The sequence below is a fragment of the Methylocystis sp. genome (assembly GCF_051062815.1).
GTDB lineage: Bacteria > Pseudomonadota > Alphaproteobacteria > Rhizobiales > Beijerinckiaceae > Methylocystis.
In genome coordinates this window covers 18,884-42,507 of the sequence record NZ_JBPFDU010000071.1, presented here as the reverse complement: position 1 = coordinate 42,507, position 23,624 = coordinate 18,884, and the positions used below count along the sequence as shown (strand labels likewise).

The 23,624-nt window shown below is 61.2% G+C and carries 21 protein-coding genes; 6 read left to right on the top strand and 15 right to left on the bottom strand.

The features are described from left to right. Positions 1 to 17: 17 nt before the first annotated feature. The 9 genes from virB9 to ACR65W_RS11835 form a co-directional block, all read right to left on the bottom strand. The gene (gene virB9 / locus ACR65W_RS11875) at positions 18 to 866 is read right to left on the bottom strand and encodes a P-type conjugative transfer protein VirB9 (RefSeq protein ID WP_434499128.1); all 849 of its coding nucleotides are present in this window, start codon (positions 864 to 866) and stop codon (positions 18 to 20) included. Next, positions 863 to 1,660, bottom strand: coding sequence for a virB8 family protein (locus ACR65W_RS11870; protein WP_434499127.1), 798 nt, complete (start codon positions 1,658 to 1,660; stop codon positions 863 to 865). The genes virB9 and ACR65W_RS11870 overlap by 4 nt, the downstream gene beginning before the upstream one ends. Positions 1,661 to 1,665: 5 nt before the next feature. Then, positions 1,666 to 2,760 (bottom strand): type IV secretion system protein, encoded by a 1,095-nt coding sequence (locus ACR65W_RS11865; RefSeq protein ID WP_434499126.1) that lies wholly within the window; start codon positions 2,758 to 2,760, stop codon positions 1,666 to 1,668. Positions 2,761 to 2,960: 200 nt separating this feature from the next. After that, the gene (locus tag ACR65W_RS11860; protein WP_196399288.1) at positions 2,961 to 3,677 is read right to left on the bottom strand and encodes a type VI secretion protein; all 717 of its coding nucleotides are present in this window, start codon (positions 3,675 to 3,677) and stop codon (positions 2,961 to 2,963) included. 12 nt (positions 3,678 to 3,689) lie between these two features. Further along, on the bottom strand, positions 3,690 to 4,358 hold the full coding sequence (locus ACR65W_RS11855) for a hypothetical protein (RefSeq protein WP_175095511.1): 669 nt from the start codon (positions 4,356 to 4,358) through the stop codon (positions 3,690 to 3,692). Further along, positions 4,348 to 6,783: a VirB4 family type IV secretion/conjugal transfer ATPase gene (locus ACR65W_RS11850; RefSeq protein WP_434499125.1), complete on the bottom strand. Its 2,436-nt coding sequence runs from the start codon at positions 6,781 to 6,783 to the stop codon at positions 4,348 to 4,350. The genes ACR65W_RS11855 and ACR65W_RS11850 overlap by 11 nt, the downstream gene beginning before the upstream one ends. A 9-nt stretch (positions 6,784 to 6,792) precedes the next feature. After that, entirely contained in the window at positions 6,793 to 7,083 is a 291-nt protein-coding gene (locus ACR65W_RS11845) for a type IV secretion system protein VirB3 (RefSeq protein ID WP_434499124.1), read from the bottom strand. After that, positions 7,083 to 7,400: a TrbC/VirB2 family protein gene (locus ACR65W_RS11840; protein ID WP_175095513.1), complete on the bottom strand. Its 318-nt coding sequence runs from the start codon at positions 7,398 to 7,400 to the stop codon at positions 7,083 to 7,085. The genes ACR65W_RS11845 and ACR65W_RS11840 overlap by 1 nt, the downstream gene beginning before the upstream one ends. Before the next feature lie 11 nt (positions 7,401 to 7,411). Then, positions 7,412 to 8,242, bottom strand: a complete 831-nt coding sequence (locus ACR65W_RS11835; protein ID WP_232366158.1) for a lytic transglycosylase domain-containing protein — start codon at positions 8,240 to 8,242, stop codon at positions 7,412 to 7,414. Between the two features lie 147 nt (positions 8,243 to 8,389). Here ACR65W_RS11835 and ACR65W_RS11830 point away from each other — a divergent pair, with 147 nt between their 5' ends. The 6 genes from ACR65W_RS11830 (at position 8,390) to ACR65W_RS11805 (ending at position 12,368) form a co-directional block, all read left to right on the top strand. After that, positions 8,390 to 8,719, top strand: a complete 330-nt coding sequence (locus ACR65W_RS11830) for a hypothetical protein (protein ID WP_109027242.1) — start codon at positions 8,390 to 8,392, stop codon at positions 8,717 to 8,719. A 236-nt stretch (positions 8,720 to 8,955) separates the two neighbouring features. Next, positions 8,956 to 9,330: a hypothetical protein gene (locus ACR65W_RS11825; RefSeq protein ID WP_146190123.1), complete on the top strand. Its 375-nt coding sequence runs from the start codon at positions 8,956 to 8,958 to the stop codon at positions 9,328 to 9,330. 236 nt (positions 9,331 to 9,566) lie between these two features. Further along, entirely contained in the window at positions 9,567 to 10,097 is a 531-nt protein-coding gene (locus tag ACR65W_RS11820) for a hypothetical protein (RefSeq protein ID WP_146190124.1), read from the top strand. A gap of 20 nt (positions 10,098 to 10,117) precedes the next feature. After that, on the top strand, positions 10,118 to 10,885 hold the full coding sequence (locus ACR65W_RS11815) for a hypothetical protein (RefSeq protein WP_175095514.1): 768 nt from the start codon (positions 10,118 to 10,120) through the stop codon (positions 10,883 to 10,885). Between the two features lie 8 nt (positions 10,886 to 10,893). Next, a complete protein-coding gene (locus ACR65W_RS11810) occupies positions 10,894 to 11,457 on the top strand; it encodes a thermonuclease family protein (RefSeq protein WP_146190125.1) in 564 nt (187 codons plus the stop codon). A gap of 2 nt (positions 11,458 to 11,459) precedes the next feature. Continuing rightward, a complete protein-coding gene (locus tag ACR65W_RS11805; RefSeq protein WP_175095515.1) occupies positions 11,460 to 12,368 on the top strand; it encodes a DUF7146 domain-containing protein in 909 nt (302 codons plus the stop codon). Positions 12,369 to 12,496: 128 nt separating this feature from the next. Here the strand turns inward: ACR65W_RS11805 and ACR65W_RS11800 are convergent, their stop codons facing one another. The 6 genes from ACR65W_RS11800 to ACR65W_RS11775 are packed head-to-tail and all read right to left on the bottom strand — an operon-like array spanning position 12,497 to position 23,098. Then, complete coding sequence (locus tag ACR65W_RS11800) at positions 12,497 to 16,486, bottom strand: hypothetical protein (RefSeq protein ID WP_175095516.1); 3,990 nt, start codon at positions 16,484 to 16,486, stop codon at positions 12,497 to 12,499. A 46-nt stretch (positions 16,487 to 16,532) separates the two neighbouring features. Beyond that, the gene (locus ACR65W_RS11795) at positions 16,533 to 18,851 is read right to left on the bottom strand and encodes a hypothetical protein (protein WP_109027248.1); all 2,319 of its coding nucleotides are present in this window, start codon (positions 18,849 to 18,851) and stop codon (positions 16,533 to 16,535) included. Then, positions 18,848 to 20,884 (bottom strand): AAA family ATPase, encoded by a 2,037-nt coding sequence (locus tag ACR65W_RS11790; RefSeq protein WP_434499122.1) that lies wholly within the window; start codon positions 20,882 to 20,884, stop codon positions 18,848 to 18,850. Before ACR65W_RS11790 ends, ACR65W_RS11795 begins: the two co-directional genes overlap by 4 nt. Beyond that, positions 20,881 to 21,411: a hypothetical protein gene (locus ACR65W_RS11785; RefSeq protein WP_109027250.1), complete on the bottom strand. Its 531-nt coding sequence runs from the start codon at positions 21,409 to 21,411 to the stop codon at positions 20,881 to 20,883. Before ACR65W_RS11785 ends, ACR65W_RS11790 begins: the two co-directional genes overlap by 4 nt. Beyond that, entirely contained in the window at positions 21,411 to 22,730 is a 1,320-nt protein-coding gene (locus tag ACR65W_RS11780) for an SIR2 family protein (protein WP_109027251.1), read from the bottom strand. The genes ACR65W_RS11785 and ACR65W_RS11780 overlap by 1 nt, the downstream gene beginning before the upstream one ends. After that, on the bottom strand, positions 22,727 to 23,098 hold the full coding sequence (locus ACR65W_RS11775) for an XRE family transcriptional regulator (protein ID WP_109027252.1): 372 nt from the start codon (positions 23,096 to 23,098) through the stop codon (positions 22,727 to 22,729). The genes ACR65W_RS11780 and ACR65W_RS11775 overlap by 4 nt, the downstream gene beginning before the upstream one ends. Between the last annotated feature and the right edge of the window lie 526 nt (positions 23,099 to 23,624).

Here is a 23,624-nt window from a genome sequence, read left to right as displayed (position 1 = left end):
GACGGTTTCCCCTTCGTCTATTGCGCCGGTGACGCGGCCTGCGCCGGCGCCAAAATCTGCGTCCAGAACGGTTGCGGCGCGTGTTCGGTTTGATATTGCGGCTGCACGTCGGCTTCCTGCGTGACCGGCGCCGGCATGGACTCGGCGCGCAGATTGAACACGCAGGCCGTCTCGTCACCCTTTCGCATGGTGAATTGCCCGGCGACCTTATCGACCACAATGATCTCGCCTTCGCGCCGATAATTGGCGAGCGTTTCGCTGCGATCGGGTTTCACGAGGAAGATCGCCGGGACCTCTCCGCCGAACCGGAAATAGGTCTTGATCCCGTCGTCAAAGACGAAATCGGGCTTTGCCGTGATCTGGCCTTTGTAGGTGTAATCGAAATTCGTGCCGGGCCGCGACATGAGCGCGCGATAATTGGGCATCGCGGCCTTCGCTTTCGCGAGCGCCAAGAGACGCTGATCCTCTTCGACATCGGGATAGGTAAAGCGGACCTTGAACACCACCGACGCCCGATTATCGACGGCCCGCAGGAGAAAATTGTAGATGTGCTTTCGCGTCACGACGTTCATATTGGTGACGGCGTGGGGTTCGAGCGGCTTGATGAAGAGAAAGCGCTTCGACTGGTCCGGCACAGCCTGCCATCCAACGGAATCGCCAATCGCGACGGTTTCGATCCGCTCATCGTCGCCAAACGCGACCATCGTCGAGACGCCGAGCGCGCCATGGACCACGACGACATTGTCGCGTTGAAACGGCACCGTTCGAATGCGCGAGTCCTGAATGACCGCGCGCGGCGCTTGTTCGGCGAAAGCTGGCGCGGCGCTAGCCGCAGCTATAGCGACGAGGATAGAAATCTTTCTCATTGCGATGGCGCCCCCGTCACCGGCGCGACTTGAGGCGGTTCCGTAGCAACCGGGGCCGCGCCGACGATTGGCGCGACAGTCTCCTGGTCCTTCCGATATTCGATAACCTGAAAGCCGAGCGGATTGTCCCACCGCCATTCGTTTTTCATCGGCTCCGCCGTGTAGCGAAAGCGCACATTCGCGGCCCAGTGCTCTTCGAGCCGCTCGCGGTCGCTTGTGCGAACGGTGGTAAAGCGCACGGCCGCCGTCGCCGGCGATTTGGGGTTCTCCATCCACCCTTGCGACAGGAAATTCACGCTATGAACGATGACGCGGATGCGGCCGTTGATCCCGTAGAGCTTGACCGGGTTATGAAGATTGTTCGGCGAGAAGGCTTCCTGCAGATCCTTGCTGGCTTGTCCGGCTGAGAGCAGCGACGCCAGCTCGAAATTGTCCCGTAGGGCGGGCGGATCATAGGTTTCGCGGGCGCGAATGTAGCGAACGATATTGGCTTGCGTGACCGCTTCGCGCTGCGAAATCGGCCCGCCTTCTTCCAAAGGTTTGGCGACCTCGACGAAACCTGTCGCCTTGTCGACGAGCAACGTCACGACTTCGGTCGATTTGAGCGGGACCAGCGACAGCAGGGTCAGCAGCCCGATCGCAAGACAAACGAGCGCCGCGACCGCGACGACGCGCCAGACATTTCTTGAAATCTCGAGACGCCGGTAAATATCCCGCTCCCAGCGCGCGCCGTCGTGAAAGTAGGACTCGTTCACGAGGGGCTGGTCGACCCCCTTTCCCGCCTCGATTTGCATCTGCCTCAGCCTTCACGATTTCGGGCGCGCGCTTGCGCGACGCGGGCTTCGATCAGCGCGCCCGCCACTTGCTCGGCGCGTGGATCGGCGGAAAAGTCGCGACTGCCCGCCCCCGGCGAAATCGTCGCCGCCCCTTGGGTTATGGTTGCATGTGGGGGCGGGAGCGCGGGCGGCTCCGACCGCGCGCCGCCGCCATTTCGCCAGCCTCGCGCGATACGCCAATACGCATAATCTCTCACGCCGCGCATAGCGGTCCCGGGCAAGGCGTTGTGCAACGCATGGCCGCCGGCGATCGACGCGGCGATCGACAGGGAGAGCGGCAAGATGAACGATCCCACAAGGCACAAAATCAGAAACGGCGCGATGACCGTCAGACCTGAACTCACGTCTGTGATCCCGCTGAGATTGTTGACCGTCGCCGTCATCAGCGTGAGCAGAAAGCCGAGAACGCCATAGACAATCGCGGGAACGATTGCGTATTGGGCGCAGGTCCGCAGCCAGCCGGAAAAGAGGGCCGACGAGAACTCGAATAGCGCCATTGCGATAAAGAGCGGCGCGAGCCCGAGCAGAATGAAGAGCGCAATCTTGCCGACCAAAACGTAGGTGATCGCGAGCGCCACGAAAATCACTGTGAGCAGAACCAGGACAATCGCCATTAGCGAAAGTCCGATTGCGGCTCCCCATCCGCCGGAAGCGGCGATCACCTTTGCCGCTTGCATCGCGGTTGAAAACAAATTCGAGAGCTGCGCCGCGACGGTCGTTTCCGGCGCGCCGCACGACGTGCCTCCCGTTCCCGTGCAAATGGCCGTCGCGATTCCGTTCGCCGTCTTCGTAAACACCTCGACGACGAGCGTCGAAAAGTCGCTCCAGTAGAAGCCAACGGCGTAAATCAGGCCGATCCGAAAAATTTGCCACAGAAACGCGCCCGCTGTCAGCGGCGCGCGGCCGTAGACCATTTCATAGCCCCAATATGCGATGTAAGCCGTCAAAGCGACGGTGAAGGCGGGAAGCAGCTCGGTCGCGATCGAATCGTAGATCACTTCAATGGCGCTGACCGCGATCGTGTCGACCCTCTGAAAGAGCTGCGTCACCATATCCATGGTGGCGCGGCCTCAGCGATTGACAGGGCGCATCGGCCCGCAATCGTCGGCATAGGCGGCGCCGAACGTCATCCAGCTATCGCGTGTGCAGGGCGCAATCAAATCCCTGTGCGCGCAGGACGAAAGCGCAACCGTCCCGACCGCCAGGGCGGCGACAAGCGCCGATCTTATCCACCATCGCCGCATTCGCCTGCCCTTTCTCACTGCCCGACCAGCGTCGCCTTTGACGCATCGAACGACATCATGTTCGAGAGTTTCGACTGCGCCGCCAGATCCTGCTGTTGCTGCGCATTGAGCGACGCGTTGGTGAGATTCACGGAGCCGATTAGCTCATTGATCGTCAGCCCCGTCTGCGTCTGTATCTGCGAGTTTTGATCGACCGAGGCCTTGATGTCGGCGGACGATCCGATTTGGCCTTGCGCGCCCTGGAAGGCCGAGGAGCGCGCGGTGGAGGCCGCCTGTCCGCCCGCCACCGCCGCCGTAACCGCCGCGGATGTGTTGACCGCGCCCGAATAGGCTTGGTCGGTCGGCGCCCCGGCGGACGAGCCGCCGGTGAGCGTTTTGACAAGATTGAGCCCGTTGACGATATCCGACGCCAGCGCGCCATAGGAGCCGAGGCCGTTCATCGACAGGCCGCCGCCGCCAAGAAGCGAACCCAGCTCCGGCACGCTCGACATTTGAAAGCCGCCGCCAAGGCCCATCGAGGACAGCGACCCGGTTGAGCGATTTCCGGTGACGGCGGCGAGCGTCTGATTCACCGTGTTCAATATTTTCTCATTCGAGTTCATGATCTGCGCCGTATGCGACGCTGTTTGCTGCGCTTGCAGAAATGTTGGATTGTCATGCACCGCCATTTGCGCATGGGCGGCGCCGGCGCCGGCTATTAATGCGAGGCAAATGAAAAGTAGAGTCTTCATGATCGCACTCCCCTATTGAGGCGACACACGCGGGTCGACGAATGTCGCCCGTGCGGGGTCGAAGCTAAAAATATTGGCGGCGTAACTGCTGCCGCCTGTGACATTGACGTTGCGCTGATTCACGAGTTGCGTGGTCAGAAGCCCGGCCATAATCAGCTGGTTCCAAAGCGCGCCATTATTCGATCTCGCTTGGCTGTTTTGGTCCCATGCGCCTTGCGCGAGCGGCAGCGCGCCGATCGCCAGCGACGCGTAGCGTTGTTCCGACGTATTCGAGGCGAGCGCTGGCGCCATATTTTGCAGCGATGAAACCGTTTGCGCCGACGTCTTCAAATTCAGGGACTGCGGTGTATAGGCGGCCGGCCCACTTGTCGGCTGCGCCGGCGTTAGATTGCTCAGATCCATATTGGAGAGCGAACCACCGGACGCGTCTGCCCGCGAACCCGACACATCAGCGCCGCCCGCAGGCGGCACGGAGCCGGCCGCTGAACCGGGCGTATTGTGACTCTTTGTGATCCCCTTAGACGGCTCGAGCGTCTGGTCCTTATAGACCCGCGCCTTCTTCATGCAGTCCGCGATGCTCTTTTCCGTCCCCTCGCGTGGCGGATCGATCACAGGCACGACCGCGCCCGCCGTGGCGACCCACAAGAAGCCGGCCACGGCGACGCCAAGGCTAAGCCGCATCGGCGACCTCCTTTCGGGCTTCGGTCCAATCGCAGAAGATGGGCACCCAGATGCGCGGATCATTCCCGACCCGCGCGCGCAATTCCTCGCATTCGGCGACCGTTTCGACATTGCCCGAGAGCACTTTCACAAAATCGGGCATGTCCGAAAGATCGAGACGCGCGATGACCGAGTCCTGGTCATGCTTGATCAAAAACTGACGGGAGTCGGGGTGGGTGTTGAGAACCCATTCGAATTCGCGTTCCGACAGCTTGAAGCCTTCGACATAGCTCGCATAATCCGCCTTCGCGTTCGGGAAGAAGATATTCGTCGGCGTTTGTTCGAGCAGCGTGTGCCCCATGGGCGACTGGATAATGTCTTTTGCCGACTGCGTTCCGAATCCGACAATGCCGTTGAGCTTACGGATGGTTTTCAGCTTGTCGTTGAGAAAGGACGCAAACCTGTCGTCGGTCAGGGTTTTCCATCCCTCATCGATGAACAGCATCATGGGTGCGCCATCCATCATCGCTTCAATGCGGTGGAAAATGTAGGCGAGAGCTGCGGTGCGAATATCGTCGTCTTCGAGCACTTTCGTCATGTCGAAGCCGAAGACGCCGTTTGTGGCCGACCAGCGATCGACGTCATTATTGAACAGCCAGCCGCGCGCCTTGGTCCAGACGTCGAAGCGCGACGCGAGATCGTCCTGCCCCATTCGTTCGGCGCCGCGCAGCAATTGCGCAACGTCGGAAAACCGGCGCTCGCGCGCGGGAATCGAAAAAATCTGATCGACCGCGCGTTCGATGATTTTGATTTGCAGTGCTGACAGGTCCGAGCCATCGCGTGGCCGGACCATGAAGCTCAGCAAGTCGTGGAGAAAGGCGCGGTCTTCGGCAGACCCCGCTAGTTGCAGCGGGTTGAAGCCGGTTGGCACGCCCGGCGCCAGCACCTCATAGGAGCCGCCCATCGCCCGGATCAGCGGATCGGCGCCGCGATCCTTGTCGAAGAAGGCGACGCGCGGGCGCGGCGTGACACGCATCGCTTGCGCGAGCAGAAAGCCGAGCCCGACGGTCTTGCCGGAGCCGGTCGGGCCGACGACGGTAAAATTGCCAACCTGCCGTCGATGGAAGTTGAACCAATAGGGCGTCTGGCTCGTCGTCTCCAGGACCGAGATTGCCGGTCCCCAACGATTCCAGTCCTTCTGACCGACCGCGAAATTGTGAAGCGACGCAAAGCCGACGAAATTACGTGAAGAAATCAGCGAGCGGCGCGCGATATAACCGAAATTGCCCGGTAACTGCGCCCAGAAGCAAGGCTCAGCGTTCATGTCTTCGCGAACGATGATCGTCCCGAAATTCTGCAGCTCCTGCGTCGCGGCCTGCACGCAGGATTCCATCTCGCGGATCGTGCGGCCGAGCGCGCAGACCGTCAGATGATGGTAGCCGAGCACCGTCGCGCCGGTGACCAGTTCATTGCGCGCGATGGTGATCGCCGCCTCGACTTCCGTTCCGGCCTCGTCGGAGGCTTTGATCTGGCGCTCGACCTTCGCAATATGCGTTATCACCGGCGCCCGGTCTTCGAGCGCGAAGGACTGCGACACGATCAGCTCGTGGGGAATGCGGAGCAGCCCGTCGAGCATCCCGGCCCCCGTATAGGCGGGATATTCACGTACCGAGAGCAGGGCCCCGAAACGCGTATCGGCGGATGACGCGCCGCGCAGCTCCATCGCCTTTTTGCCGAAGGTGACGCGTTTTGTCGGGAGATAGGCGTCGAGCGGCATGCGTGGCAGAGCTAGGCTCAGCGGCGCGCCGCCATTGATAAGCATCGCCAGGAACTCGGCGATTTCAGAGCAGACGACGCCTTTTCGCATCACACAACCGAGGGTGCGCGGCGCATAGCTCGCCATCTCCCGGCAATAGTTCGCCGTCGTGTCCTTCAGCTCGCGGATCGCCTCGCGCTCGATTTCCTTTGTGTCGACGCCGAAGCCCTTGCGGAAGAGAGTCGCGGCCCTCTCCGCCATACCGACCTTGCCGACGAAGCCGCGCCGGATGATCGTCACATAGAGATCATTGACAAACATACGTTTTTTCGCTTGTCCCGCCATGTAGCGGCGATCCAGCTCCCGGCAGAACCAGTTGTCGAAAGCGCCGCCGATTTCGGGGACGACCTCCCGGCGTATCGTGTGGCAATAGACGGCGAAGCGGCTATCGTTCATCGCGCGCAGGAGTGTGTTGCGCGCAGAGAGCCGCATGTCGATGTCGGCTTGATCGGCCGTCTGGAAGCAAAAGCCGCCGATTTTCACGACCATGAGGAAATGACCGTCTTTGGTTTTGACGATCTGTTCCTCTATGTGGCGCAGATAGGGAATATGCTTCGCAATCGCGGCCTCTTTCGCCTCGATCGCGCCGAACGTTAGAGACCGCAGAATGTGCTTTGCGAGTTTCGCCACGTCGCCACCTTATGGCTGATAGGAGTCGCCGCCCCAAAATCGGTGATTGCGGGTGATCGGGCACTTGCCGAAGCGCGTCAGGATCACATCGACAAAGCGATTGTCCCGAACCGTGAGCACATAGGCCACGGCATGGATCGGCGGAAACAGCAGGAACATCAGCAGATTCTTCGTGTTGATGAAGATCAGCACGACAACGCAGCATTCAAGAACAAACAGCACATAGGGAACGCCGAGCATCATAGGCGGCCGCGTCAGGCCGCCAACGAGAGGGTCTAGTTTGGGCCTTCTAGAAGCCATCAGCGTCCCCCCATCCCGCCGGTGAGTGACGTGACGACCTGCGCTGCCCCGAAGATCAGCGCGACGCCGATGACGACGGAGAACGCCCATCCCCACGGAATGCGAGATGTGAGCGCGAGATACCCGACCGCCGCGACGGCGACCGTTGCGGCTGTGGTAGCGAAGGTCCCCGTCATAAAATCGAGAACGCTCGACAGCGCGGTGTTGAGCGGCTGAAAGGTTGCGGATGAGGCCAGCGCCGCGTCGCTTGCCGCAAAAATCAAAATGCAGATAATCAAACTCAACAATCGACAATCGCGCCCATTCCCAAATTTCATTTCTGCTCTCCCTAATCATCGCTGCTGACGTAGAGCACCGAGCCGCCAATCCATTGCTGTCCTTTGACGTCAGTCTTGGGTTTCTCCGAAGTTTCTTGAACGGTCGGCTCGTGGAATCTGGATTGTTTGGTCACGACCCCGAATTGCCGCGTCGAAACTCCTTCAAGGCCGTAATACTTGTTGGTTGCGTTCGCGACGTAGCGCACCGTCTCCGCAATCGCGGGCACGCCGCGCGATTGGTAGACCCGCTCGGGCCCGGCGTTATAAGCGGCGGCGATGAGCATCAAATTCCCGCCAAATTGTGCGCTGAGATCTCTCAGGAAGAGCATCGCTCCATGCACATTCTCGGCCGGATTGCATATGTCGTGAACGCCATATTGGGCCGCTGTGTCCGGCATCAGCTGCAGGGGGCCGCGCGCGCCCTTGCGTGAATTTAAGTCCGCTCCGTCATTGGATTCGAGCGAAAGAATCGTGAGGGCTAGTTTTCCATCGACGCCGACGCTTGTCGCCTCGCGCGCGACGAGATCGCGCAGGCTCGCGTCGTCCATCGCACTTTCACAGCGCTCAGGGAGAGCACCCTCGCCGGTCAGCGCCGCGTCGATCGACGGCTGACGCATCTTGGCGGGAGGCTGAGCGACGGGGATGTCCGATTGTGCCGCCGCGTCAACGGCGACGAGCCGCCCGAACCTCTCTGGCACGACTTTGGTCGGCGCATCCTGATGAACACCTTCAGCCCTCGCGATCACCGCGGTCGGCGCGCTTATGCGCGCGCCGTGCTCTTGTGCGTGGGCGTTTAGCGCTGGGAACACGCAACACAGGGCAGGCAGCAAAAGTTTCCGCATGGCGAAACTCCCGGGAGTCGCCCCTCCTGTAACGCGCATCTAATAAAATGGCAATCTCCAAAAAAGTGCGCTATTAAGCTTTCGAGCGCGTCGTTGCGGCGGGCGCTTGCGCGACCGCGCGCGACAACCAGTCAGGCGGGGCGTTTCATGAGAAATGAAGGCGAAAATAATCACTACTACGACGCGGAAATGTCTGGCGTCAGCTTGTTCGGAATTGCCGTCACGCTCGCCATCGCCGCCGCAATTGCGGCTGTGGCATGGCTCGATGCACAGCCCTTAAAAGTCATTGGCTGGGTTCTCTTTCCGATCGAATATCTGTCGAACGCCGTCTTCTTTCCGGAAGTTCAGACGCCCTTGCGCAGCAATGCCGTTGCGTTGTTTATAGCCCTGCCGACGTTTGCGCTTCTTTGCGCTGTCTATCGCCTTTCAAAAGCTTTGTTTTCTCTTGTCAAGCGCTCCCGATCGGTGCACCCCTAATGACTTCGACGTCGGTTCGCTACTTTGCAACAACGGCAATGTTCCTTGGCGCGTGTTGCTTATCGGTCACGCACGCGCAGACCTATACGTCCGACCCCGGCGCGTGGCGTCCTGTAGCTTACTCGGACCTTCTCTTTCCTCTGGGCGAAGCAGAATCATACGCCTCGCTTTGGCAGGACCGGCTCGACGAGAGCAACAAGAAGTCGGCGCCCATCAATTCTGGTGGGCTGCTCAATATGAGCATCGCTGTTGGCAATCGCGGCGCCAGCGAGTGGCATTTTTCGATCAATTTCCAGACGAAACTTGTCGCCCTTAGCGTGCTCAGTACGCCCTACTTGTGCACGGATGAATATCCGTCGCCGACGCAAGGTATCCGGATCAAGGTTTGCCCATCGCGTCTTGTGACGTTTCAAAGCAACAGCTACAGCGTCATCGACGGTGCCGCATGCTTTGTCGAGAAGACGCCAGGCGCGCCGGCGGAGGACTCGACCGCGACTGTCACCTACGCGGCTTATGATGTTCCGTCACGCTCGATTCGCCTGCGCTACACTGTGTCGCATCAAGAGATCGACCGCTGCGCTCAATCCGTGCCGCTTCACCCGGAGAATTAGACGCGGTAACGCGCCGTCAGCTGCTGATGAAAAGGAGCAACGCCATGAAGCACATCGCCATTCTCTCGCGATCGACCATGCGGATGATGGCGCGAGCGGGCGGCTATGATCGTCAATCACAAAATCCGGCTCCACAAGCGGACGCTCGGATTTTCTGTCGGCGCTTCGCGCCTTTGACGCCGCCGCGCCGTCACGCCGTATCCATCGCATTGGCTCGCTATGCGAAGGAGGTCGTCATGATTGCCGCAAGCGTGATCGCGTTTTTGATCCCCTTCACCGCTGGCGCTCAGCAACCCGAATCACATCGCCTTGTCGCGGAATCTTTCAGCCTAACGACGAGCAATTTGCAAACACGAATCTGGTCCGATCAACTGCCCGCGCTGCTTTCGGGCCGCAAGCATCTCCAAGCAGCTGCGCCGGACGCGAACATCGGGCTTACGGGGCTCGTATACGAAACTCAGTTTAAGGTCGACAGGCGCTTTTATGTGGTTTCAGTCCTCAATCATCAATGCGTAAATACAGGTCTGGAACATTCGTTGTCGTGCCCGGCTCGGATCGCTGAAATAAGCGGGAGCACGCCGCGACTGATACAAGAAGTCCCCAATTTTGTGGTGTCATTCCAACCTGACGCGACGGGCACCAAGACGAATGCGCAATCACGGTACATGACGATCGCATCATTCGATCCCGCGACGCGGGCGCTCACCTTCACCGATGTTTCCGACGGCCGGCAAACCACCCTGCCCATTCGCATCAATCTAGAATAGGCCGTTTCGCGAGGACCGACATGCGCTGCTTGCCTTATATTACGTTCGCCTTGCTCGCCGCGGCGGGGAACTCGCCGGTCAACGCCATTCTGGCATCGGGATGCTCGAACTCCCATTACTCAGCCTCCGATATCGCCTCCGCTCTCAAAAAGTGCGACAGCGCGAACGACGTGTTGAAGGACAACGCCTGTAACTTTGGCGGCGCGGCGATGGCGGAGTCCGGAGGCAACACGTGCGAGTCGAACGGCAACAATTTCGGCGTTCTGCAGCTTACTCGGAGTAATCTCAACGGCACCGGGATCTCCTCGGATCAATATCTGAACCTCCCCATGCAGCAACAGGTTTGCATATGGGCGCAACAGGTCGGCAATTCGAACACGCAAGGCGGTTATCAGACGCTCGCCAACAACGGCAATATCGGCGGAACTCGCGTCACATCAGGAATGTTGATGGCTTGCTTTCAGTTCGGTCCGCTTATCTGCAAAAGCGACATTGCGTCGATGCAGTCACACGGCGGCGCGTGTCCGACTGCAGGCAATGGCGGTGTGCGGGCAACAAATGCGACCCTCGCGAACGGTTCCGCAAACCTCGACGGAAATAACCAGTCGATTTGCTCTTGGGGCGGCGCGATCCAGAGCAAGATCAACCAGGCGGCCGCCACCTGCAAACCGGGTAATGGCGGAAACAATGGCGGCACTGAGTGCCCCGGCAACGGCACGACGCCGAACGGCGTCATTCCGCCGATGCCGGGCAATGCGCCCGTGCAACTTCCCCCAAATCTGGCTTGATTAAAGTCATGCGCACCGTAGTACGACTCGCCCTCGTCATCGCATCGATGGCGCTCCCCGCGGTCGGCCGCGCACAGACGCAGACACCGCCTGCGCTCCCCGTGTTTGACTTTCCGCAGTCCGGCGTCACCTTTCAGACGGGAGACAGCTGGTCCACGAACGGCCAGGCTTTCCGCCTCTATGGCGTTCAGAGCTGTATTCGCGGGACGTTTTTCACAAATGCTGCGCAGAAACTAACCGATTGCGGGGAGGCGTCGGTCGCCTATCTCGCTGCGCTTGTTCGCGACGCGAAGCCCCGATGTACCGCGATTGCACAGGCCGCCGAGCCGCCCATGATTTTCGCGGTTTGCGCCGCCCATATTGGGAACAACACACTCGACCTCGGCACCGTGCTAATCACACAGGGCTTTGCCTTCGCGGCGACCGACGCCGCTGGTAAGCCGACGAAATTTGAATACGCCGTCGCCGAGCGTGAGGCCTCCAGAGCGAAGCGCGGCTTATGGTCAGCGTCCGATCTGCCGCACCCGTCCACGATTCTGATGAACGCGGCGCGCGCGGCCCGACCGCAATAGCCATGCTTGGGAGTGCTCACGCCGTCGCTCAAATCCTTGGAGGACGACGCGAGGGGCGCGGCTATCTCTGCCATTGCCCGGTAAAGACCCATGGCAAGCAGCGCGGCGACAAGCGTCCCTCGCTCAGCGTCAATGACGGCGACAAGGGCGTGATCCTGCATTGCTTCGCCGGTTGCGATCCGCGCGATGTATTTGCCGCCATTAACGGGCTCTGTCCCAATACGCGCAGAGGAATCGTCGATCGGCCCGCGCTCAGTGAGCGGAGCACGCCGAAAACGACCAGCGGGTATGCGCGTCGTCTCTGGCGATCGGCGCTCAGTGTTCCGGGCACGATCGGAGAACGCTTCCTGCGCGAGCGCGGGTTGCCGACCAGGCCGCCGGCGTCAATTCGCTTCCTGCCGTCGTATCGCTACGATCGGTGCCGGGCGCGAAGCGCCCTGCCCTGCCTGATCGCTGCCGCCCAGGAGCCGACACGCGAGATCGTCGGCGTTCAACTCACATTTTTGCATCCGGGCGGCCGTCGTAAAGCCGATGTCGAATTTCCCCGGCGCACAATCGGCCCGCTTGGCGCGTCTATGCTCCGCCTCGCACAGGCCACTCCCTCGCTTGGGATCGCCGAGGGTTTCGAGAAGGCATGGGCCGCGCAGTTGCTATTCGGCGAGCCTGTATGGGCGACGCTTGGCGCCGACCGTTTCGGCGTCGTCAATTGGCCCAACGACGTGACGAGGCTCACGATTTATGCCGACAACGATGCGCCCGGCCTCAAGGCCGCACGTGAACTGCGCGCCGCGCATCCTGAAATTACGGTTCGAATCCTCCATTGCGTTGCGGAGGGTCAGGACTTCGACAAGCTTTACAAGACCGTCGCAGCGGATCGGGGCAAAGCCTTGCAACGCATCATTGAGGAATGAGCGGCTGCTTGGCGCCAAGAGCAGAAATTAGCTCGTCGCCCGCTAGCGGGCGTTCGGCTCCGAACCCCACACCGGTCGTCAAACGCTTCGAGTGGACCGTTCAAAATCAGACCTTACAATAATTGGAATCAAGAGTGGGCGAGTCGATCCCCTAGCCGCTTTCGGACAGCCTCTCGCACTTGAACGCTGCCAAGATCGCCCAGAATGGACGCTGGAAGGGGTCCGGCCGCAGTGAACAATTGACGCCCCGGATGACCGGGTTCCAGTAGATCGAGAATTCGCTCGGCAGTCGTGCTGTCGCGCCTGGCCATGGCGTTAGCCCCGACGAGCAGCAGAGCGCGTCGCTTGTTCGAGCTGGCGACTCGCTCAAACAGTTTAAGCGCATCTTCCGCGGGAGCATGGGCGCCGACGAGATGAGCGGCTGGCGCCGCAAGGATTGCCGGCGACCTCAGTAGAAACGCGGGTGTCAGACGCGCGACAATGCTCGGGTCCACGGAACCTGCATCGGCCAAGGCATCAAGGGCGTCGAGCCGGATCCAGCGCGCTTCCGGGATGTTGACGAGGTTCGAGATCTTCTGCTGGATTCCGGCGCTGCAGCAATTTGCTGCGACGATCAGGGCGTATTGGCTGAGCGTTCGGTCTACCGTCGTATCGGCAAGATCGACAAGCGTATCGCCGATCGCATCGGATAAGGTACCGTTGGCGGCAAGGGCAACGACGGCTTCTTGGGCGATATCAAAGCTTTCGGGCTCGTCGTGGTACGGTTCAGCGCTCGACCAAGTGTCATGGATCAGAGCCAACAGCGTTTTGAGGTGATCCGGATGCGGCCGTTCTGCGAGCAGAGCGACCAGAGCGCGGCGAACGCGGCTACCGGGATCGGATGCCATTTCGAGGATTGCCGGCGGCAAAGGATCCGGGAATGTCGGCACCAGATGAAGTAGCGCCGTACGGCGCGCATCGGCGCGCTGATGCCGCAGCGCCGCTTGAACGAGGGTGGTATCGCCAATTGCAATCGCCGCCTCGGTCGCACTGACGGCATGCTCCTTGCGGCTGGCAATCGTCAGCCATTGAGCAATCGCTGGCGAGGCGTCGCCTCTGCTTTCGATGATGACCGGCACCACGAGATCAAGTACCTCCGCATCGAGTTGCGATGCACAGCCCGTCAGGAGCGCGAGCGCCGGACCGTTGACCCGGCGAGCTTTCCGCTTCGTGGTGGGAAGGGCTTTGAAAATTTCCTCGAATTCCTTTGGAAGTGCACCAGTGATGCGCCTCAGCTTGGCGTGACTGTTTTTCCCAAGCCGCCGGCGAGCTCCCTGCATGGCAGTGAGCAGCGTGACTTGCCGGTCGGGCTGCTCGCCATTCTCCTGGAATGCGGCGACCAGCGCATTTGGTGCGACTTTCAACGCTGTGAGCGCAAGCTCGTCACGCAGATGCACCGCAGAGGGGACAGGGCCGATGCGCGCGGTAAGCGCAGGCTCCAGCGCTGCACGCCAGTGCTCTCGCACCGCCGCCCAGACATTTGGCTCGTCATCCATCTCCTTGCCCGCCGCGAGAATAGCCAGAAGCTCGTCTTCATCCACCGGCCCGGGGGACGTCACGAGCGCCTGCGACCAGGCGCGGACTAACTCCGCGACCCGCGGATGGTTGGCGAGGACCAACCAGCGACCCTCTGCGCGAAGCTGGCGGATATAGGCGTCGATGAAGACACCGGAAGTGTAACCGTCGCCTTCATGGCTCGACTGCGCGGCCTCTTCGACGGCATGATCCCGTTCGCCATCCTCAATCGCGCGCCACTCCTCCCGGCCGCTCTGAACGTGCTGACGGTGGATGCTCGCGAGGTCATCCAGCGCAGCCTGCACGACGCTCTCAAATCCATTTAGGTCGCGCACGGCGCCGGCTGCCACGGCATCGGCATTAAGCTCGAAGCCGTTGCCGACCATCTGGCGCGCGGCGTCGAGATAGGCAGCGGTCAGGTTGGGTGCGAAGCGATCGAGCCGCTTGGCGAATCCCGATCCGTAATTCCCTCGGTCGAAGCCAAGCTCCTCACGAATAAATCGTTCGGCGACTTTGGCTGCGAGCGGGCTCGCGGACACGCTGTCGTACCAGGCATTGTCGAAGACCGGCGGTTGCCAGTTACGGACGAAGAAGGAAGCCCCCCGCTGCGTTCCTTTCAACAGCCACCGCGCGACGCGGCTCGGTATGGACGCATCGCTGCCCACCTCCGACGCCAGCTCCAGCAAAGGCGCGAACTTGGAAGCCGAATCCATGAGGCTTTCGTCCAGCCAGGCATCGATCGCTTTCTGGCTGCCGGAGTCAATGTCGAAGGCTTGATCAACGTCCTCTCGGCGAGCGAACGAGCGCGTCACTTCAAAAATCCGGGCTGCGGTTTCCATGCCCCAACTGCGATGCGCTGACGGCAGCTGAACGAGCGCGGCGATCAGAGTCTCGATCGCAAACTCGCTCTGGCCCCAGTTGTCTCTAGCGAAGGCTTCAAAACCTTGTCGGACGCTGGGATGAGCAAAGGCGATGGTGCGGGCCGGCTGACGCAAATGGCGGGCCGCGACCATGCGGTCGATCAGACGGTCTAGGCCGTCGCCGAGCGCGCGATCAAGCCCGCGTAGCGCGCGCTGAAGAGGGTGGAGTCGGCTGCGGTCGAACTGACCGCGTGCCGCCAGCAGCGCCCAAACGATGGCTGAGGTGCCGCAAGTGTCGATCGACGATAGGGCTCTGAGGACAACACCTTCCACCGCATCGCGCTGCGCCAGCTCAAGCAGCCGGCGAAAGAAGGCATTTTCTTCTTCGCCGACATCGGGGCCGGTTTGCATATGCGCGAAGTACAGCTCGATCTCGAGCGGCGTGCCAAGCCTGTCGAGCACCTTATTGCGAAACGCGTACGCCTTGGTCTGCAAAGCGGCCGGTAGCTGGTCCATGCGCCTGTCATGAATGTCGCGGAGTTGACCGTCCCGGTAATGGCCTGCATCCAGCTCGATGGACCACGCGTTGAGACTATCGCCGACCTTGGCGCTCTGCATCATGTCGCTGCGGGACGTGATGACGAACTGATGATCCGGCGTAGCTTTGGAGAGGAGGCGTGGCAGCTGCTCGGTCCATGCCTCGCTGCCCCCGCGTAAGCTAAACTGGCCCCATGGATCATCGACATAGAAGAGTGTCGGTCCATTGTTGACGACCTTGCGTACGCTAGTCGGCGCATCGTCCGCCCCAACAGTGACAACCTCCAACGCACCATCGCGCCGTCGCGCTATATCGCACAGCTTGAGCGCCGCCTGCGTCTTGCCCGTGCCCGAGGGCCCCCGAATGACAACTGCGTTCTTGTCGTTCAGGATCTTGAGCATCTCGTCGAAGTTCGCAGGGGGCACGAAATGCTCGAGGCTGGCGGAGCTGGCCAGTAACCCGCCGTGCGCCCGCACCGTTGCGAGAAGGTCATCGCTCGTCCATAGACCGGGCGTGCTGCCTCGGGTCCGCCGCCCGGCTTCGAGACGCAGCTTTTGGATGAGATTTTGCTGCTCGACTTTGGGAACATGCAGCAGGTCCGACATTAGCGCTCGGATATCGGATGCGAGCTGTTTCTCGGTGAGCTTGCCCCAGATCGCGACGCGGCCTTCGGGCGACGCTTTCAATGTGGCGTACAGGCTCGGAGGAAAGCTTGCCTTGTCGGAGAGCTCTTCGAAGCCTTCGACCCGCAGTCCACGCGCTGCGCCCTTTACATCGGCATTGGTGACGAGCAGATAGCGGGTGTTCGGCTCGTCGAGATGATGTAGTGCTTTTCGGCGCCCACCCTTTTTGTCGGAGCCGTGCTTGAGCAGGGCTTCGAAATCCTCGACCGACCAAGGCTCACCGTTGTCCATTTTGACTTGGACGACAAGCTTGTACCCGCCTGCGACGGTCGCACTGGGTTGTAGGCGTCCTGGCACGTGGGGCTCCAGATCCGCTTCCAAATCCTCATCGTTCGCTGGTTCGAGCACGAGGCGCGTAGCCGCCTTGGAAATAAGGAGGAGTTGCAAGGCAGCGAGGATTGAGACGTCGAGCTGATAGTCGAAACCTGCTTGAGCGGCGGCGGCACCTCGTAGGGGACGCTTTGCGTCCGCGCTGTTGGTCAAGGGCGAGTCCGACTGGTTGGAGTGCAATCGCTTGATATCTCCACGACTATTTGTCGACATCGTCGAACACCGAGCGCTTCGTGGCGACCGGAGTGGAAGCCGGAGCTTCTTCCTTCTTTTGCGTCACGATGTGCGTCCAATCCGCTTCATCTTCCGAGCCTTCCTCCTGCTCGCGCTTGCGCTCTTCCAGTCCCTTGACTGACCGCTTCACCTGATTGCGCGCGTTGTCGATCAGGGCTGTGGCGTCCGCGTCGACACCGATCGCCTCAATGCGATCGAGTACGCCAAGAAGCTTCTTGAAGTGGCTATCAGGCTCCTCGTCCAAATCAGCGTCGGCGACGATCTCGTCGATCCGCTCTTCGAGCGAAGGCAGCACAGTTGTTCGCAGTGCCAGCCCCATGCCGACCAGTCTCAGCGGCGGTACAAGCGCTAGCATCTCTGGTTCGTCGAAGAAGGAAGCATCTAGGTTCGTGAGCACGGCGGATTCCAGGGTGTCGGCCGCCTCCGAGCGCAGATCGTCCGGTAAGATGCCGAGGTGGTGGGCTCGGGCGTAGGCCGCGATCTGGGGATCGTTGCCGGCGAGGTCGGTTTGCCAGCAGGACCGTCGAAGTAAATTTGGAAATTGCTGGACCGCTCTGGCGAACACGGGCCCGCTCGCTCGATAAGACAGGAAGTGGAATAGCATCCAATTGCGGTGCCATTCATCGGGGGTGTGGCCGAGCCGGGCGACCAGAGCATCGTCGAGCATCGTTGGGATGACAAGCGCGTCTCGAATGAGAGGCGAACCCTCGCACGTAAAGCTGCTGAGAATGGTGTCGATCGTCGCGCCCCGAATGAGCGCCGCCATCATATGCGGCTTCTGGCGGAGGATCTCTGTCAGGGCGTCGGAAATCGTCGGATGGGCGAAGGTCCATTTTGATCCGGAGAGTTTCAGGAACGAGCCCTTCAGCTCAGCGAAACAATCCTGGATCTTAGTCAGGGTGTACCCGGTCAGCTCCGCGACCGCCTGGGCAGCCAACACATCATGGTCCCTGGGATTGAAGCCGGCTTGATGGACGTAAACCAGGATGAGCGCGGCTTGCAGCTGATCATCCAAGGCGTTGACCGTATCGATCAGATGCTCTGTTGGCTCTTCCATGAAACGCACGAGCGAACTTTCGCGGGGCGAGAGCCCCTTGGTGAAGTTCGAGTCACCAAGGCGTTCGGCAATCCCAGGAAGAAAGTCACGAACGGCGGCGACGGCGGCCAGGTGTGGCTTGACACTTGATCGCCAGCTCTGGCTCTGCTCGCCGAAATTCACATGGTTATAGAGAATCTGCGCCTTCTCTTCGAACGTCAGTTCGCCGACATCGACTACGGCGCTGCCATCAGCGAATTGGGCAAGGTTGCGCTGTCCGAGGCGACGCCGCGCCGCTTCATAGATATGCTTGCGGGAGGTTAGGAGAAAGCGGTTGCCGTGCTTGATCGCTGCCCGGAGCTTGGAGAATGCCGACGCCCAGTCCTGTACATAGTCGTCGCGTAGCACATTCGAGCCGAAGGCGTCGTCGATCCAGAAGAAGCGACCCGGATCGTTGGGATTCCACCCGGCCTCGAAGTCGCGGGGACTGGTCAAAGCGAGAACGGTGTTATCCGGATTTTCAGAAGCGATTGTCGAGACGATCGCGCCGATCGCTGATTTGCCGCTTGAGGGATTGCCCAACAGCAGCACTACGCCATGGTTGGAAATGGCGTTGACGGCGTCGCGATGGGCTTTTGTCGGCACATACGTGCGAAGCTTTGGAATCCAGCTGTCAAGCAGCGCCCGACTCTGCTCGCTTAGCCGCTCATCCACGATTGAGGTGAGGTCCCCCAGGCCGTAGACCTGCGGAACGAGAGCCCGTAGGCGCGCGCTGGTTCTGATGACCCGGACGATATACTGGCGACCGAGAATGTGCGGCTTACGCACGCCGAGCGCCCGAAGCCTGTCACGCATCGCCGCCGCGACAGGCGCATCTACGCTCATGTTCGTCATGAAGGCGTAGGTGTCAGCCTGACCGGCTTTGACCAGCTCCTCGACATTCTCAAGCTCGGTGGTGAGATCGCTGAGCTTCAATGCCCTCATGGCATCGGACGTATGCTTGCACTGGACCGTGCCGATGGGCGGTGCGTCTGTTACAGAGGGGATGAGGAAGACCGCGTCCTGGCCGCCGTCCTGGGCTTCACGGAAGATCTCCACGGGTCGGCCGAGTATGACCTCGCATACCTGCGAGCAGAGATCCTGAAACGCGCGCCAGCCGATCGTGTGGAGCGCCAGATCGCTCCAGGGGCCGTGCGCTCGACGTTTGCGCGGCGCCGGAAGTTCGATTTGCGCGGTCTCGGTCATCATGCGGTGGCGACACCACGTAGAACGCCGACCGGCATCGGATGAATATCCTGGTCGATGACTACGCTTGTGGTGCCGAGCAGTCCAAGTTCGATGTCGAGACGCCGGCCTCCCTCCGTCGAGGTGCTCACCAAGCGCCGGCATAGCAGATCGGCCAGCGCGGGGTCTTCGACCGCGCAGATTATCTGGCGCCCGTCCAAGCGGAGAGCGGCGAGCACTTCGACTAGGTGAAGAGCCCTGAAATCATCGATGTGCTGAACGGGGTCGTCGAGCAGAAGTGTCCACGCCCGCGCAAGATGGACCGAGAGAAGGAAGGCCAGACCTGCTGCGCGGCGCTGGCCGCTGCTGAAGACGAATTGCGGGTTCAGGCCGTCTCCCACCTTGAGGCTGAGGAAACGCCGGACGTCGCCGCGGATGCTGTAGTCGATCGTTCGCCAGTCGGCGTGCGGTCGCAGGCGTTGATAGAGTTCGTTGAGCAGAGGACTGATCTGAGCGAGCCGCTCGTCGATGATCTCAGCGCTCACGCGCTTGACAGAGCGTTCGATTTCGCGGGCTGCGGTGACGGCATTTTGTGACTGGCTGACCGCCTGCGCCAGCTTCTCGATTTCAACTCGCAGCGCCGAGATGTTGTTTTCGATCGACGACATCCGCGCCACCGCTTGTGAGGCCTCCAGCACGAGGAGCGCACGCTCAAGGTCGATCAACCGGTCTCGTTCGAGAGAAATCGCCTGCTCCAGCCCGTCAGGATCATGGATCAAGCGGTGATCGAGCCCCCACTGAGTGTAGAAATCCACATGCGCCGCTTCCTGGACGCGCAGGCGGCGCAGCTCGTCCGCATGAATTTGAACGGAGGCAGCTGCTGCCTGGAACGCGAGGCTGGGTTGCCGCGCATTGTCTTTCGCGGTGGCGAGAGCATCGCGAGCGGCCTGAACGCCCGACGCCAGTGATGTAATCCGTCGCCGTGCAGCGGCCAGACCGGCGGCAAACTCGTCCGACGTTCGGTGGGCCGCGCATAGCGGGCAATGATCGTCGTGCAGCCCGAGGCGCTCACCGTGCTCGACGAGAAGGCTCAGCGACGCCGCGATCGCGTCCATCTCTTCTTCGCGCACGAGGCGCTGTTCGGCTTCCGAGACGGCTTGCTGCGCAGACTGATGCTCGCGCTGCGCCGCTTCGTTCGCCGCTGATGCGGCCTCCCGGTTCGCAACGGCCTCCGGGGCGTTGAAGGCCGCCTGCGCAAACGCGACCTCGCGACCGAGTTGAAGCGCGTCGCCCATTCGACCCAATCGGGCCCGTCCGTTCACGAGCGCGTTTCGACCTGCTACCAGCCGCGCCGTCAGCTCGGGCTGCGCATCCGGCGCCGCGGCGGCGATCACCTGGAGCGCGGCAGAAACATCCCCGGATCGGCTAAAGGAGGCTTGTGTCTCAGACTGCTGCGTTAGCCTGTCCGCGAGGCGCAAACGGGCGGCCTCATAGGCGGCCTCGTCTTTAGAGTGAGCGGCTTCGGCGGACGCCACGACCTCCTTGGCTCTGCTACCCGCTTCGGAGCCTTCCAATGCGCCGAGCGCCGAGCGCACGAGATCGAATCGCTCCGTTTCGGTGAGGTCCAGGCTGAGCGCAGCGATCCATTCGTCGCGGATTATCGAGGTCCGAGTGAGTTGCCTGAGCGCGTCGTCTGGCGCGGGTCCGCGGCAGAGCGCGGCGTGGATCTCCTCTGATGAGCGATCGGAGCCGGATTCCCGCGTCCGCGTGATGGTGAATGGCTTCCCGTCGTCGTCAACGAAAGAGGCCGTGACGTAATGGGCATTGGGAACACCTTCACCGCGCCACCAGAGGTAATCGCTGAGGCTTTCCTTCGCCGCCTTCTCGACGGCGTATTTGTCGATGGAGCCCGTGATCGCGAACTCGACCGCATCGCACAGGGTGCTCTTGCCCACGCCGTTCCGGCCGGTGATGACGGTGAAGCCCCGTCCGAAGTTGATCCGGACGAGATCCCTGAAGCCACGAAAGCCGCATACTTCGATGAAATCGAGCCTCATGATGTCGCTCCCAAAATGCGAGCGACCTCCGCCGGCGTGGTTTCGTTGAGGAACGCGGTAACGGCATCGGCAGGAATGTCCTTCAGCCTGGTACGCAATCTCGTTTCGAAGTTGGACGCGCCGAGCAGCGGCTTGGAGCGCATGGACAGCAGAGGTAGAAGCGCCTTCTCAACGTCATCGGCTGTGGTAATCGAGGCCCGGGCGATCTTTCGGGTCAAAGAAAAATCCTCTTCGATGCGCTCGATCTCGCGCCCTCGACGCGCATCCTGATCCGGAGTCAGAAAAACCGAGTAGACGTTCCACGCCTTCGCTCCGGCACCGCGCAACGAAGCGGCGTGCCGAGCGAGCGCGATCTGCTGGTTCTCCTTCCAGGTGGTGAGGAGCGCATCTGCGGTGTCGAAGACGTGGACGAATCCCATCAGCGCCGCGCTTTCCAAACAGGTCACCGGGCCGGCCGAGCCAGTCCACGTCCAGGTTTCGTAATGGGCGTCCCGAAGGAGGATTTCTGCTTGCGTCAAGATGTCCATCAGATGCCCAACACCGCTCTTGCCGCAGGGAGATCGAACCACTTGCCCGTCGGGTCTGGACGAATGACATCGCCTGCGCGCCCGCTCCGGACGACGTTGTCGGGGACTCCCAGGTCGGTTGCGCCGACCGCGACAACAATGTCGGACTGCATCGCAGCAGGCGGCTCGACGAACTTTCCGCGTAGCGTCCCGAGGACGGATTGCGCCCCGTTTATGACGCGAATGGTCCGGCTGTTGAGCTCGTAACCGTCGGCGCGTTGAACTGCTCCCGCCTGACGGAGCAGCAAGTGGAAGAAGCCCAAGGCCTCCGGATTCGCCGGGCGTAGCAGCTTGGCCGGCTCCGCCGCCGAGACACCCTCGGCATCCCGCCTCAGACCATAAAGGGCCTCGCTGTCGAAGTTTCCGACGTCTAGCCAAGCCGGGTCGCATTGAACTCCGGTGGCGTGCTCGAAGGCAGCCCGCCCGGCGTCCAGGACCTGACGAAGGTAGTTCGATGAGAACGCGCGACGAAGCTCGTCGAGCGCCACGGCCCCAGACTCTTGGACATGCTCGAACGTCACGTTCTGAGCGTGCGCTATCTCCCAGAGCTGCGGAGCCTTCTGCTCGAGCGCATTCGGCGGCGAAAGATCGACCACCGTTACAGACAGCGGCTGCACGTCAATCAGCGCTTCGCCGATCACAGCGTTGAGGTATTCCCAGTCCGACCAGAAGCCGACGACGAGCAGGTCCTTTTGCCGAAGGTTGGCGGCCATCCATACTTTGCTTCGAGCGATGCGAGCCGATATTATCGGATCGTCGATCTGCGAAGGTGCCCAGACTGTGGACGGCCGGTCGCGATGGGAGCAGCCGTGGAATTTCAGCAGGGGCGCCTGACGGACTGCATCGGCGGTAGCCTCGTCGCCGTCGAGTGAACCGCGGAAGTCCGCGCCGTAGTCCCATGCCCGCCGCTCAATAAGCGTGTCGTAGTTGCTCGATATGCCGGCAACGGCGGCGCGAATGATGAGAAAATCGGCTATTGCGGCATGCCCGGTGTTCGAAGGCCGCACGAAGGCGGGCCAGGGCACCAGATGTTCGATGAAGACCGATTGCAGGGCATTGAGGCCCGCGAAGTGCTCGGCGAGAGCCTCAAGATTCTCCCGTAGAGCAAGCTCGCAGTTCGGGTCTGATTCAAGACGATATTTGTCGAAGCAGCGCTCGGCGACAGTTCGGGCAGACGGCAGGCTGCTGGGCGGCGCCATCGACAGCCCGGCGCCGCAGACCACCAAAAGGCGGCCGGCGTTCATTGAGGCCAGAAGTCGAGTGATTGTCTCGGGCGTCAAGCAAGCCTCCGCCGAGAACCAGCTCGCCTTGCTGCTGGCTTCGCTGCCGGCTGAGTTAGGACGCCGAGATGTTCGATCCGTACGGGCGGCCGGGCCGGCAGCTTCACCGTCAGTTCGAGTTTGCCACCGATCGCTTCGACATAGCTGCGTAGCGTCGAGAGATACATATCCGCCTGGTTTTCGATCTTGGAGACGGAGGGTTGTTTGATGTTCAGGGCGGTCGCGACATCTTCCTGGGCCTTGCCCGCGATCTGGCGCAGCCCGCGGAGTCCTTCGACCTCCTGCCGGAGTTCGTCATAGCGCGCTTCGATCTGCTCCTGCTGGTCGCGGGGCAGGGAAGCTATGACCTGATCGATGCTCCTTCCCACAGGATCGTCCCCTTCTTTACGGATTTAAGGTTTTCCAGATGGTCGGAAAACCAGCTGCCCGCCTTGGCGATAAGCTGCTTGTAGAAGCGCCTCTGGCTACTGGCCGACTTGTCGCGACCTCGATCGTGCTCCTCTCAGGATCGCACGCGAAGGCTGCACGACATTCATCGTCTGCAGCAGAGAATGCATCTCCTTTCTCTTGGCCTGTTTCGAGCCTTTGAGCGTGTCGACGATGGGCGACCGAGCTGCAGACCGAATTCGGCGAACAGCTTCGCAATGGCGAGTAGTTCGGTCTGACTCCGATGCTCCACAGCCAGAAACTCCGCCTCACGGGCGTCGTAAAGTCTGATATTTAATGTATATAGCTTCGGAGCTATGTCGGGTCAAGGCTGATGAGGACGGCATCAGTTGCCACCCTCGGGGACTCCTGGGAAACGCAAGGGAGATCGCCGATGCTCCTTAATTGGATTTCGCAACGAGCAATCACGCGGTCGAACGCTGGTTTGAAACTGTAGCTGTATCTTGC